Source organism: Xylophilus sp. Leaf220 (assembly GCF_001421705.1).
Lineage (GTDB): Bacteria > Pseudomonadota > Gammaproteobacteria > Burkholderiales > Burkholderiaceae_C > Xylophilus.
Map to the genome: position 1 here is coordinate 171,422 of NZ_LMKO01000012.1, position 13,096 is coordinate 184,517.

Here is a 13,096-nt window from a genome sequence, read left to right on the forward strand (position 1 = left end):
GAAGGCCGGAGGCCACCCCGTCTCAGTACACGACCACCTTGCCGGTCGCCCGTGGGCTGAAGCAGTCGTTGTAGAAGTACTCGCCCGGCTTGTCGAAGGTGTGCCGTGCCGATTCGCCCGGGGCCAGCCGGAAGTTGAACGCGCCTTCGAAGAACTGCGTCGCGCAGTGCACGCCGGTGTTGCCGACCGGGTTGCGGAAGGTCACGGTGGTGTTCACCGGTACCCGCATGAAGGTCGGCGTCATCGCGTTCACCGCGCCCGACTCGGCCGTGCCCGGCGCGTTGGCGGCGGTCTGCACCCGACCCAGGAACACGGTGTTGGGCGTCGGCAGCGCGGCGCCCTCGACCGCGTTGCCCGATACCGGCCGGCGCACCAGCGGCGGGATCGGCGCCGCGGCCTGCGCCACCGTGCCGCCCACCTTGAAGGCCCACAGGTAGTCGCCGCGCGGGGCGTCGCTGTAGGGTATCGAGGTGCCGCCGGCGTAGACCGCCAGGTACTGCTCGCCGTCGACCTGGTAGGTGACCGGGCTGGCGCTGATCGAGGCACCGGTCTGGAAGCGCCAGAGCTCGTTGCCGTTGTCGGCGTCCATGCCCAGCAGGTTGCCGTCGGGCTGGCCGATGAAGAGCAGATTGGAGCCGGTGGTCAGGATGCCGTTGCCGTGCGCCAGCGAATAGGGCATCTGCTTCTTCCAGCGGACCAGGTTGGTGGCGGGATCGACCGCGATCACCGCGCCGGTGACGTAGGAGCCGGGGGGCCGCAGGCCGTTGCTTGCCTCGCTCAGCGAGTGGGCGGCGCCCACGTAGCCCAGTCCGGTGTAGACGAGGCCCGTCTTGCGGCTGAAAGACTGGTGGTTCCAGTTGGCGCCGCCGCCGTGGCCGGGCATGGTGAGGATCGGCTCGTCCCAGTGCGGGTCGAACAGGCAGCCGGTCTTGTAGTTGGGCACCGCCCGGTTCGGGTCGCCCGGCACCGCGGTGCTCAGGGGCTGCTGCGACACGCACAGTTCGGTGAAGCCGCCCTGGCGCGGGTAGGGCTGGGTCGGCCAGGTGGACTGGCGGGCATCCTGCTTCACCGGCCGCTCGTCGATACCCAGCGGCGCGCTGCCGTCGGCCCGGTCGAGGATGTAGTACATGCCGGTCTTGCTGCCGTAGATCACCACCTTGCGGTCGCGGCCCTCGATCTTCACGTCGGCCAGCACCGGCGACATCACGTTGTCCATGTCCCAGATGTCGTGGTGGACCGACTGGAAATGCCACTTGTAGGCGCCGGTGGTCAGGTCCAGCGCCACGATGGAATTGGAGAACAGGTTGAGCCCCGGCCGCTTGGAGCCGTCCTGGGACGAGCCGCCGCGCACGTTGCCGAAGGTCCAGTAGACGGTGTTGAGCTCCGGGTCGACCGCCGGGTGGATCCACGGCGTGGCGCCGGTGCGGTTGGCCTCCTCGGCACCGCCCCAGGTCTCGTAGCCCGGCTCGCCCTTGCGCGGAATGCCCCAGAAGTGGCTCAGCACGTTGCCGTTGGTGGCGTCTGCCGAGAACGCCGCGCCGCGGTTGCCGTCGTTGGTGCCGATGTGCAGCTTGCGGTTGTGGTAGACGATCGCCACCTTCTGCACCGCACCGAGGTAGGCGGCATCGGCGGTATCGGAGGGGTACTGCTTGATCCAGGCGACCTCGCCGGTGTCCTTCTTCAGCGCCACCAGCCGGTTGCCGTTGGCCACGGTGTAGACCAGGCCCAGGTCCTTGGCCACGGCCACGCCGCGGCGGGTGATGACGCCGTAGGGCGTGGTCCATTTCCACTTGGTGGCGCCGGTCTTGCCGTCGACCGCGATCACGTTGCCGAGCGCGGATTCGATGAACAGAACGCCGTCGACCGCCACCGTCGTGCTCTGGTTGACGCCGGTGTTGAGGCCGCCCTCGATGCGGTTGACCCAGGCGCCGCCCACCTGGCGGACGTTGTCCCGGGTGATCTTCGACAGGCTGGAATAGTTCTGGTTGCCCAGGTTGCCGCCCACTTTGGGGAAATCCTGGTCGCCCGGGGTGCAGCAGTTCTGCAGTTCGGCCGCCAGGCCCGCGGCGTTCGACGGCGTGTCGGCCACGCCGCCGTTGCCGTCGCTGCCGCCGCAGCCGTAGAGCAGCAGGGCGGCCGCGACCGCCGTGGCCGACAGGGCGGCGACCGGGTTCTTGAGTCGTTTCATTCTTGTCTCCTTCGCGTTGAGATCGGGGGCCTGGATCAGCGGGGCAGGGCGCCGGCCGCGTCGGAGGCGCCGCCGCTGCCGGCCGTGCCGGTACCCGCGGTGCTGCCGGTGCCGGTTCCGGTGCCGGGCGTGGTCGTGACCGGAGCCGCCGCGGGGGCCGGCGTGGTGCAGAAAGGCGTCAGGCCCATGACCGACTTCACGCCTTGCACCACCAGCCGCTGGAACGCCGCGGCGCCGGGGCCGCTGGAGTTGGCCTGGAACGAATGGGTGTTGTGGCCCAGCGTGGTGAGCCAGGCGCGGCCGCCGTCGTAGTACTGGCACCACGCCACCGGATGGAAGTCCTTGTGGCCGGGGTGCGGCGCCGAGGTCAGCGGATTGAGCGTGGAGGTGTCGACCTTCGCCAGGAACTTGACGTTGGTCGGGAACGGCGTCAGGTTGTACCACTCGTCCTGGAAGCCGAAGCGGCCCGGCACGCCCTGGGTGGAGGGGTCGTCGGCCATCACCTCCACGTCGCCGTTGCGGTTGGGCGCGTGGTTGTAGAAGTTGGCGTTGCCCAGAAGGCCTTCGTAGTAGGGCCAGTTGTATTCGGCGCCGAACGCGTTGTGCAGCCCCACGAAGCCGCCGCCGCGGCGCATGTAGTTGCGCAGCGCGGTGCGGGCCGCGTCGTTGCCGGTGGCGACCGCCTCGTTCCAGAGCGTGTCGCGGTTGGAACTGGCGAACACCACTGCCTTGTAGTTGTTGATGCGGTTGGCGATGACGGTGACGTCTTCGGTCCAGTCGGCGGTGATGCCCGCCTCCTCGAACATCCGCTTCAATCCGGCCTGCATGATGTTGTCGGCGTTCATCGTCGGGTTGAGTCCCGCCGCCATCGGCGTGCCCAGGTTGGCATGGCGGGGGCCTGCGGTGCGCGAATAGATCAGCACCCGGTTGGGCGTGGTGGCGAAGGCGCCCCAGTCGTTGTAGCAGGAGGGGTCGATCCCGCGGCAGACGTTGTAGTAGGGGTCGACGCTGGCCACGGAGGTGCGGGGTGTGTCGGCCGGGCCGGAATCGCCGCCGCCGCAGGCCACCAGCCCACCCAGGGTCGCGGAGGCCATGGCGGCGAGCCGCAGGTGTCGCATCGAAGTTTTCAAGTGTGTCTCCTGTTGGTTTTGCATACGGCAGCGGGCCGTGCGGCATCCGCTGCCGCCACATGGTAGCCAATATGGAAAGAATTTCCAATATGGAATTTCTTTCTTATTGTTGCAGGACCGTGCGACCCTGTCGGGAGGCGTCCAAACTTCAACTGCAGGGCGACACGATGGAAGCCCTTTACGGACATTGCGGCGGCGCCGTACCGGGGTGGCCGCCCCGAGTCGTATCAGGCGCGCTTGCGGAACAGCGCCGAGGCGCCGCTGGCGCGGGACACCTGCGCTGCGATGTCCAGGATCGCCGGGCCGAGTTCGGCCATGCGGCGCTCCGACAGCCGCACCGAAGGGCCGGCGATCGTCACCACGCCGATCGCATGGCCGGTGGAGCCGAACACCGCGGCCGCCATCGCCGTCATGCCGGGCGAGAACACTTCGTTGATCGTGCTGTAGCCGCGCTCCCGCGCGGCGGTCACGTACGCCATCACCGCCCCGATCGAGGTCGGCGCGTTGGGGCCGTAGTCCTTGGGGTCGCACAGGCCCTTGCGCGCCACCATCGCCAGCGCCTCGTCCTCGGGCATCGTCGCCAGCCAGGCATGGCCTGCCGCGCTGCAGGGCAGGGCGACCGACAGGCCCATGTCCGGGTCGTAGCGCAGCCCGTGGCGCGCGCCCTGCGCCTTGGCCACGAAGATCAGGTCGTCGCCGTCGACCACCGCCAGCCGCACCAGTTCGCCCGAGGTCGCGGCCAGTTGTTCCAGCAGAGGTTGGGCCAGGTCGACGATGCCGGTCCGGCTCAGGTAGGAGAGCCCGATCGACACCAGCTTGGTCGTGAGGCGGTAGTGCCCGTCGTGCGCGTCCTGGCGCGCGTAGCCGTAGCGGATCAGCTCGACCAGCAGCCGGTGGGCGGCCGACAAGGGGATCTCCAGGTCGCCCGCCAGGGTCGACAGGGCCACGCCCGCGGGATGCTCCGCCAGGTATTCCAGGATGTTGAGACTGCGCTCCAGGGCTCCGCTCATGCTGCTGCTCCCGCCGGGGCGAAAGCCCGGCATTCCCGGGACTCTACCAACTTCGGCAACTGAATTCCAGTTTGGAAAAACTTTCCATAATGCGTATGATGAAGCTGCTCGCATTCGACGAGCGTCACACACCATGGGAGACAAACCGTGAGAATTGCCCGTACCCTGGCCGCATTCGGCCTCTGCCTCGTCGCTGCAGCCGCCACCGCGCAGCAAGACCGCACCATCCGCTTCGGCCACCTGAACAACGCCGACCATCCGGTGAGCTTCGGCGTCAAGCGCTTCTCCGAACTGCTGGCCGCCAAGAGCGGCGGCAAGATGAAGGTGCAGGAATTCCCTGCCAACCAGCTCGGCAACGAGATGCAGCAGCAGTCCGCCCTGCAGGGCGGCGTGCAGCAGATGTCGGCGCCGGCCACCACCTCGCTCGCCGGGATCGTCAAGGAATTCGGCCTGGTCGACTTCCCGTTCGCGGTCGCCGATTTCGCGCAGGCCGATGCGCTGCTCGACGGCCCGCTGGGCCAGGCGCTGATCGCCAAGCTGCCGGAGAAGGGCCTGGTCGCGTTGGGTTACTGGGACCTGGGATTTCGCAACGTCACCAACAGCCGCGGCCCGATCAAACGCGCCGAGGACCTGGAGGGCCTGAAGATCCGGGTCATTCCCAACCCGGTGTTCCTGGAGACCTTCAAGGCCTTCAAGGCCAACCCGGTGCCGATGCCCTTCGCCGAGCTGTACGGCGCGCTCGAATCGCGCGCGGTCGACGGCCAGGAAAACCCGTTCTCGGTGATCCTGTCGAACAAGTTCTACGAGGTGCAGAAATACGTCAGCGCCACCAACCACGTCTATGCGGCCAACATCGTGCTGGTCAGCAAGAAGTTCTGGGACCAGCTGACGCCGGTCGAGCAGAAATGGATGCGCGAAGCCGCCGACGAGGCCCGCGGCTACCAGCGCCAGGTGAGCCGCGCCGCGGCGCAGAAATCGGTCGGCGACCTGCAGGCCAAGGGCGCCCAGTTCAATGAGGTCGCGCCCGCCGAACAGGCCCGCATGCGCCAGATCGCCAAGCCGGTGGTCGACCGCTTCGCGGCGCAGTACGACCCGGCCATCGTCAAGCTCTACAACGACGAGCTGGCCCGCATCCGCAAACCCTGAGCCGGAACCGAACGCCATGAAGATCCTCGTCCTCCACGGACCTAACCTCAACCTGTTCGGCCGCCGTGAGCCGCACATCTACGGCACCACCACGCTGGCCGAGATCGACGCGCGCATCGCCGCGCTCGCCGCCGAACTGGTCGCCGAAGTCGACACGCTGCAGTCCAACCACGAGGGTGCGCTGATCGATTTCCTGCACCTGCACATGGACCGGGCGCAGGGTGCGCTGGTCAATCCCGCGGGCTTGACCCAGCACGGCGTGCCGCTGCACGATGCGATCAAGGCGATGCCGTTCCCGGTGATCGAGGTGCACATGTCCAACATCGCGGCCCGCGAGACCTGGCGGGCGCATTCGATCATCTCGCCGGCGGTGCGGGGCACGGTGCAGGGCCTGGGCCCGCAGTCGTACCTGGCGGCGTTCCGCGCGCTGGTCGAGATCGTGCGCGACGCCGGCCGCAAGGCGGCGGCCTAGCGAACGGGCGTATCAGGTCGGGCGCCAGGCGCGCCGCCGCCCCGGCCCCTGCGGCATTCCGGACGGCGGCGCATGCGGCGCCCGCCGATCACAAGAAAAAAGGAGACATTCATGAGCCGATGGATCGACGGCGCCTGCCGTGCCCTGGAAGCGGTCATCGCCGCGTGCCTGGCGATCATGGTGGTGCTGGTGTTCGGCAACGTGGTGCTGCGCTACGGATTCAACTCGGGGCTGACGATGTCCGAGGAGGTCTCCCGCTGGCTCTTCATCTGGATCACCTTCCTGGGCGCGATCGTCGCGCTGAAGGAGCATTCGCACCTGGGGGTCGACATGCTGGTGGTGAAGTTGCCGCCGGCCGGCCGCAAGGCATGCTTCGCCATCACCCACCTGCTGATGCTCTACGTGCTGTGGCTCCTGTTCCAGGGCAGCGTGGCGCAAGCGAAGATCAACTGGGACGTGCAGGCGCCGGTCACCGGCGCGTCGATGGCCATCGTCTATGCCGCGGGCATCGTCTTCGCGGTCTTCGGCGCGTTCCTGCTGGCATTGGACCTGTTGAAGCTGCTGACCGGCCGGCTGGCCGACGACCAGCTCGTCGCCATCCAGGAATCCGAGGAGGCGGCCGCGCTGGCCGAGGTGCTGGGCTCGCATCCTCCGGTCTCGCCTGCCGCCACCGCACGGGGAGACCGCGCATGACGATCGCCGTCTTCCTCGGATCGCTGCTGCTGGCCATGGCCATCGGCATGCCGATCGCCTTCGCGCTGCTGGCCAGCGGGGTGGCCCTGATGTGGCAGCTGGACCTGTTCGATCCGCAGATCCTCACCCAGAACCTGATCGGCGGGGCCGACAGCTTCCCGCTGCTGGCGGTGCCCTTCTTCATGCTGGCCGGCGAGATCATGAACGCCGGCGGCCTGTCGCGCCGGATCGTCGGGCTGGCGCTGGCGCTGGTCGGGCATGTGCGGGGCGGCCTGGGCTATGTGACCATCATGGCCGGCTGCCTGCTGTCGGCCCTGTCGGGGTCGGCCGTGGCCGATGCCGCCGCGCTCACCGCGCTGCTGCTGCCGATGATGACCGCGGCCGGCCACGACCGCGCCCGCGCCGGCGGCCTGATCGCCGCCACCGGCATCATCGGCCCGGTGATCCCGCCCAGCATCGGGCTGGTGATCTTCGGGGTGGCGGCCAACGTCTCGATCTCGAAGCTTTTCCTGGCAGCGGTGGCGCCGGGCCTGATGATCGGCGGCGCGCTGTGGATCACCTGGGCCTGGATGGTGCGCCACGACCGGATCGACGCGCCGCCGCGCAAGTCGCTGCGCGAGATAGGCCGGGCCGCCCGCGAGGCCGGCTGGGCGCTGATGCTGCCGGTCATCATCCTGGTAGGCCTGCGCATGGGCGTCTTCACCCCGACCGAGGCAGCGGTGGTCGCCGCGGTGTACGCCTTCTGCGTGGCGGCCTTCGTCTACCGCGAGATCGGGGTACGAGAACTGTATGGGGTGTTCGTGAGCGCGGCCAAGACCAGCGCGGTGGTCATGTTCCTGATCGCCGCGGCCATGGTGAGCGCCTGGCTGATCACGGTGGCCGACCTGCCGTCGAAGGTGGTCGAGCTGTTGCGGCCCTTCATGGACAACAAGATCCTGCTGATGCTGGCGATCATGGTGCTGGTGATGGCCGTGGGCACCGCGATGGACATGACGCCCACCATCCTGATCCTGACGCCGGTGCTGATGCCGGTGGTGAAGGCAGCCGGCATCGACCCGGTCTACTTCGGGGTGATGTTCATCATCAACAACTCGATCGGGCTGATCACCCCGCCGGTAGGGGTGGTGCTCAACGTCGTCGCCGGGGTCGGCCGCATGCGGATGGACGAGGTGACCCGCGGCGTGCTGCCCTTCATGCTGGTCGAGTTCGCGGTGATGTTCCTGATGACGGTGTTCCCCGCACTCGTCACCGTGCCCGCCTGCTGGCTGGGCGGCGACTGCACGGTGCAGGCCGCGCCGCGCCGGTGAAGGCTGCCGAATACGCCCTCGTGTCGAATACGCGGACCGGTCGGCCAATAGGGTTCAGAAGATGTGAAAGAACCGTAGCGAGCAAGCCTGAGTGTGCGTCGAGGACCGGCGCCGTACTCTCGTACGGTGAGGACCGCAGGCGCGCAATCGGGCTGCGCAGCAGGTTCTCCCGCATCTTCATCAGGCGAGGGTCATGAGGCTCGCGTTGCCGCCGGCGGCCGCCGTGTTCACGCTGGTCGAGCGCTCGACCAGCAAGCGCTCCAGCGGCAGCTCGCGTTCTCCGGGGCGGCAGGCCACGACGCCGATGATGGAGCCAGGCCGCTCCGCCAGCCGGCGGGTCCAGTCGAGCAGTGCCGGCGCATCCCCGTGGTGGAGGACCGCGTCGAAGTCCTGCTCCAGCAGAAGCGCCTCGGCCGCGAGGTCGATCTGCGCCTGCACGTCGGCCGGCAAGCGGGCCCGCAGCGCGGATGCCGCCGCCGGCCACAGGGCACGGCTGCCCACGGCCAGCACCGCGGCGAGTTGCACCAGCCGGTCGGCCGTGTCGTCCGCCAGGCACAGTACCCGCGAACGGGCCGCCAGCGAATAGAAGTTGCGTTCCCCGGTGGGACCCTGCAGTGCCAGGGACGCGCCGCAGCGGGACAGGGCGGCGAAGCGGCTGCACAGGGCCGCGACCGGCGCATGCCCTTCGGCTGCCAGCCAGCGCTGCAGCGACGCCAGGGCGGGCCGCGCCGGCGTCGGCGGCGCTACGACGGCGGCATCGCCTTCGATTCCGTTCGGCGGCCGCATCAGCGCGAGCGCCCGCGCCTGCAGATCCTCCGGCCGCGAGGCCAGCAGGCGGTAGAGGTACAGCGGGCCGCCGGCCTTGGGCCCGGTGCCCGACAGGCCTTCCCCGCCGAAGGGTTGCACGCCGACGACGGCGCCGACCATGTTGCGGTTGACGTAGAGGTTGCCGGCGTGCGCCGCACCCACCACCCGGGCGATGGTCTCGTCGATCCGGGTGTGCAGGCCCAGCGTGAGGCCGTAGCCGGTGGCGGCGATCTGCTCCAGCAGCAAGCCCAGGTCCTCGCGGCGCCAGCGCACGAAGTGCAGCACCGGCCCGAAGACCTCGCGCTGCAGTTCGCCGATGTGGTCCAGCACGATCAGGGTCGGTACGACGAAGGTGCCTGCGGTCGACGCGTCCTGGCCGGCGGCGGCGCGGTACACGGCGCGGCCCCGGGCCGCCATCGCCGCGATGTGCCGCTCGATGCCGTCGCGGGCCTCGGCGTCGATTACCGGACCCACGTCGGTCGACAGCACCGCCGGATCGCCCATGCGCAGTTCGGCCATCGCGCCGTGCAGCATCTGCAGGATGCGGTCGGCCGCGTCTTCCTGCACGCAGAGCACCCGCAAGGCCGAGCAGCGCTGGCCTGCGCTGTCGAACGCCGAGGCCAGCACATCGGCCACCACCTGCTCGGCCAGCGCGGACGAATCGACGATCATCGCGTTCTGGCCGCCGGTCTCGGCGATCAGGGGCACCGCGCGCCCGTCGGCGGTGAGCCGGCCGGCCAGTGTGTTCTGCAGCAGCCGCGCCACTTCGGTCGAACCGGTGAAGAGCACGCCCTGCACCCGCGGATCGGCGACCAGCCGGGCGCCTACCGTCGCGCCGTCGCCGGGCAGCAGTTGCAGCGCCGCACGCGGAATGCCCGCCTGCCACAGCCGGCGCACCGCTTGCGCAGCCACGAGCGGCGTCTGCTCGGCAGGCTTGGCCAGCACCGTGTTGCCGGCCGCCAGCGCGGCCGCGACCTGCCCGACGAAGATGGCCAGCGGAAAATTCCAGGGGCTGATGCAGACCACCGGCCCCAGGGGTTTGTGCGTCGCCACCGCGAAGTCCCGGCGCACCTGCGCCGCATAGAAGCGCAGGAAATCGACGGCTTCGCGCACCTCGGCGACCGCATTGGAGGCGGTCTTGCCGGCTTCGCGCGCCAGCAGGCCCAGCAGTTCGGGCATGTCGGCCTCGAGCGCGGCGGCGGCGCGCTCGAGCGCATCGGCCCGCTCGGCCGCAGGCGTGGCGGCCCAGGCGTCGGCCTGGTCGGCGGCGGCGGCGACGGCCGCGTCCACATCCTCCGCGGACGATGCCTGCACATGGCCGACGACGTCGCCGTGGCGCGCCGGGTTGCGCACTGCGGCCGGCGCCGACGGCGCCACCGGTGCGCAGTTCATGAGCGGCCCGGCCGATGCCTGCCGGGCGTGTGCCGACTGCATCGACCGGGCGAGCGCCGCGAGCGTGCGGTCGTCGGCCAGGTCCAGCCCGACCGCATTGGCCCGCAGCGTGCCGTAGAGCGCCGCCGGCAGCGGGATGGACGGGTGCGGCAGGCCCGCGGGGCCTTGCGTGCAGGCGACCCGGTCGACCGCGGCGACCGGGTCCTCGACCAGCTCCGCCAGCGGGATGGCCGTGTCGGCGATGCGGTTGACGAACGAGGTGTTGGCACCGTTTTCCAGCAGCCGGCGCACCAGGTAGGCGAGCAGGGTCTCGTGGGTGCCGACCGGGGCGTAGATCCGGCAGGGCCGGCCCAGCCCGCCCTGCGACGGATGGCCGACCACCTGCTCGTACAGCGGCTCGCCCATGCCGTGCAGGCACTGGAACTCGTACTGTCCGGGCGTGTAGCCGGCAGGGCCCGCCATTGCGTGGATCGCGGCGACCGTGTGGGCGTTGTGCGTGGCGAACTGCGGGTAGACCGCGTCGGGCGCCTCCAGCAGCTTGCGGGCGCAGGCCAGGTAGGAGACGTCGGTGTGCACCTTGCGGGTGTAGACCGGGTAGTCGGACTGGCCGTCGACCTGGGCGCGCTTGATCTCGCTGTCCCAGTAGGCGCCCTTCACCAGCCGCACCATCAGCCGGTGGCGGCTGCGCCGCGCCATGTCCACCACGCAGTCGACCACCTGCGGGCAGAGCTTCTGGTAGGCCTGGACGACGAAACCGATGCCGTCCCAGCCGGCCAGTTCGGGCGCGAAGCAAAGGCGCTCCAGCAGGTCCAGGGACAACTCCAGCCGGTCGGATTCCTCGGCGTCGATGTTCAGTCCGATGTCATGGCGGCGGGCCTGGACGGCGAGCGCGTGCAGCACCGGGTACAGCTCCTGCATCACCCGGTCGCGCTGGGCACGGCCGTAGCGGGGGTGCAGGGCGGAGAGCTTGATCGAGATGCCCGGCCCCTGCTGCACGCCGCGGCCAGCGGAGGCGCGGCCGATCGCGTCGATGGCCTCCTGGTAGTCCCGCAGGTAGCGGGCCGCGTCGGCCGCCGTGAGCGCCGCCTCGCCCAGCATGTCGTAGGAATAGCGAAAGCCCTGCGCCTCCCGTGTGCGGGCATGGCCCAGCGCGTCGGCGATGGTCTCGCCGGTCACGAACTGCTCGCCCATCATCCGCATCGCGCGGTCGACGCTCTTGCGGATCAGCGGCTCGCCGCCCCGGCCGATCAGCCGCGCCAGGGCCGACGACAGGCCCGCTTCGCTGTGCGTCGCCACCAGCTTGCCGGTCAGCAGCAGGCCCCAGGTCGCGGCGTTCACGAACAGCGACGGGCTCTTGCCCAGGTGCTGCCGCCAGTCGCCGTGGGCGATCTTGTCGCGGATGAGCGCGTCGCGGGTGGCGGCGTCGGGGATGCGCAGCAGCGCCTCGGCCAGGCACATCAGGGCCACGCCTTCCTGCGACGAGAGCGCGTATTCCTGCAGCAGCCCCTGCACGATGCCGGCGCGGCCGGCATCGGCCTTGCGTTGGCGCAGGGTGCCGGCCAGCCGTTCGGCCAGCGTCTGGGCCGACCGTGCGGTGTCGGGCGGCAGCCGGGCCAGGGCGATCAGCGGCGCCAGGGCATCCGACTCCGGGATGCGCGTCGCCGCGGTGACGGCGGCGCGCAGGGGCTGCGCCTGGCTTTCGAGACCTGTGGCGAAGGGAGGGGGCGACGGTGGAGGGTGCAGGAGACTCATGGCAGCCGGTGATAGTGGATCGCTGGATGATCGGCTGGAAATCGGTATTTAAAACTTCGTTATCGCAGCGTTGAGCCGAATAAAATTCGGCTCATGGCCCGCCGAACCGACAGTGCCGACCGCCCGCAGGAAGCCGCCGGCCTCGACCGCCTGGACCTGCGCATCCTCGCGGCGCTGCAGGCCGACGGCCGCATCGCCAACCTGAAGCTGGCCGAATCGATCGGCCTGTCGCCGACCGCGGTGCTGGCGCGGGTGCAGCGGCTCACCCGCGACGGCTACATCCTCGGCTACGAGGCGCGGCTCAACCCGCTCAGGCTCGATGCCGGCATGCTGGTGTTCGTCGAGGTGCTGCTGGACCGCACCACGCCCAACGTGTTCGACCAGTTCAAGGCGGCGGTGCAGGTGCAGCCTGCGATCATGGAGTGCCACATGGTGGCCGGCGGCTTCGACTACCTGCTCAAGACCCGCAGCGCCGACATGAACGCCTACCGGGCGTTCGCCGGCGCGGTGCTCTGGCAACTGCCCGGGGTGCGGGAGACACGCACCTATGCGGTGATGGAGGAGGTGAAGAACTCGACGCACCTGCAGTTGCCGGGGGTGGCGCGCCGCTGACGCGGCGGGCCGCCCCGGCGGCGCTCAGGCCGCCAGGCTCTGGCGGCCGATCGTCCCTGCAGTGCGCGCCACGGCGGGTGTCGCGAGCGTGGCCAGCAGGCGCAGCAGCAGCACCTCGTGCGCTTGCCACACCGGGCGGGTGCCCAGGGCGTTGAAGGTTGCGAAGCAGCGACCGTGCGCGTCCAGCAGCGGCACGTTGACGATCGCCTGCAGGCCCAGCGAGTCGATCAGGGCATGGTCGTCGAACACCTCGGACAGCCGCTGCCGGCCTTCGCCCACGAAGACCCGCGCCTCCAGCAGCAGCTGGCGCGTCCAGGGTGTCAGCGTCTTGTGCTTGCGCCCCGCCACCGGGTAGGCCTGAGCGTCGGAGGTCCAGATGCGCTGCAGCACCAGCGTGCCGCCGGGCGGCACCGGCCCGCTGTCGCAGCGCAGGTTGACGGTGAGCAGGCCGGGGCCCAGCAGGTCCCGGCGCACGCCGTCGACGATGGCCAGCGCGGCTTCCAGGCCGTCGGCGCGGGGCAGGGCGTCGCACAGGGCGAGGCAGGCGGCCGCGGGCAGGTGCACGCCGCCGCCTTCCGCGGCCGGCG

General features: G+C 70.0%; 10 protein-coding genes. 5 read left to right on the forward strand and 5 right to left on the reverse strand.

Translation table 11 applies throughout. The annotated features are described in order from the left end of the window. Positions 1-22 precede the first annotated feature (22 nt). From ASE76_RS09550 to ASE76_RS09560, 3 genes are all read right to left on the reverse strand, one after another. Complete coding sequence (locus ASE76_RS09550; protein WP_055838255.1) at positions 23-2,188, reverse strand: PQQ-binding-like beta-propeller repeat protein; 2,166 nt, start codon at positions 2,186-2,188, stop codon at positions 23-25. 35 nt (positions 2,189-2,223) lie between these two features. Next, entirely contained in the window at positions 2,224-3,318 is a 1,095-nt protein-coding gene (locus ASE76_RS09555) for a ThuA domain-containing protein (RefSeq protein ID WP_156362625.1), read from the reverse strand. A gap of 227 nt (positions 3,319-3,545) precedes the next feature. Continuing rightward, positions 3,546-4,328 carry an IclR family transcriptional regulator gene (locus ASE76_RS09560; RefSeq protein ID WP_055838258.1) on the reverse strand — a complete coding sequence of 261 codons (783 nt, stop codon included), beginning with the start codon at positions 4,326-4,328 and terminating at the stop codon, positions 3,546-3,548. 147 nt (positions 4,329-4,475) lie between these two features. Here ASE76_RS09560 and ASE76_RS09565 point away from each other — a divergent pair, with 147 nt between their 5' ends. The 4 genes from ASE76_RS09565 (at position 4,476) to ASE76_RS09580 (ending at position 7,946) form a co-directional block, all read left to right on the forward strand. After that, positions 4,476-5,474, forward strand: coding sequence for a TRAP transporter substrate-binding protein (locus ASE76_RS09565; protein WP_055838261.1), 999 nt, complete (start codon positions 4,476-4,478; stop codon positions 5,472-5,474). Positions 5,475-5,490: 16 nt separating this feature from the next. Further along, complete coding sequence (locus tag ASE76_RS09570; RefSeq protein WP_055838264.1) at positions 5,491-5,946, forward strand: type II 3-dehydroquinate dehydratase; 456 nt, start codon at positions 5,491-5,493, stop codon at positions 5,944-5,946. A gap of 111 nt (positions 5,947-6,057) precedes the next feature. After that, positions 6,058-6,639 (forward strand): TRAP transporter small permease, encoded by a 582-nt coding sequence (locus tag ASE76_RS09575; RefSeq protein ID WP_055838267.1) that lies wholly within the window; start codon positions 6,058-6,060, stop codon positions 6,637-6,639. Beyond that, positions 6,636-7,946: a TRAP transporter large permease gene (locus ASE76_RS09580; protein ID WP_055838270.1), complete on the forward strand. Its 1,311-nt coding sequence runs from the start codon at positions 6,636-6,638 to the stop codon at positions 7,944-7,946. The genes ASE76_RS09575 and ASE76_RS09580 overlap by 4 nt, the downstream gene beginning before the upstream one ends. A 180-nt stretch (positions 7,947-8,126) precedes the next feature. On the opposite strand, the gene putA is transcribed toward ASE76_RS09580, so the two are convergent. Next, entirely contained in the window at positions 8,127-11,897 is a 3,771-nt protein-coding gene (putA, locus tag ASE76_RS09585; RefSeq protein ID WP_055838272.1) for a trifunctional transcriptional regulator/proline dehydrogenase/L-glutamate gamma-semialdehyde dehydrogenase, read from the reverse strand. 93 nt (positions 11,898-11,990) lie between these two features. Between putA and ASE76_RS09590 the strand changes: the two genes are divergently transcribed. Next, positions 11,991-12,509 carry an Lrp/AsnC ligand binding domain-containing protein gene (locus tag ASE76_RS09590; protein WP_055838275.1) on the forward strand — a complete coding sequence of 173 codons (519 nt, stop codon included), beginning with the start codon at positions 11,991-11,993 and terminating at the stop codon, positions 12,507-12,509. A 24-nt stretch (positions 12,510-12,533) separates the two neighbouring features. On the opposite strand, the gene ASE76_RS09595 is transcribed toward ASE76_RS09590, so the two are convergent. Continuing rightward, entirely contained in the window at positions 12,534-13,073 is a 540-nt protein-coding gene (locus ASE76_RS09595) for a GAF domain-containing protein (protein ID WP_156362627.1), read from the reverse strand. Between the last annotated feature and the right edge of the window lie 23 nt (positions 13,074-13,096).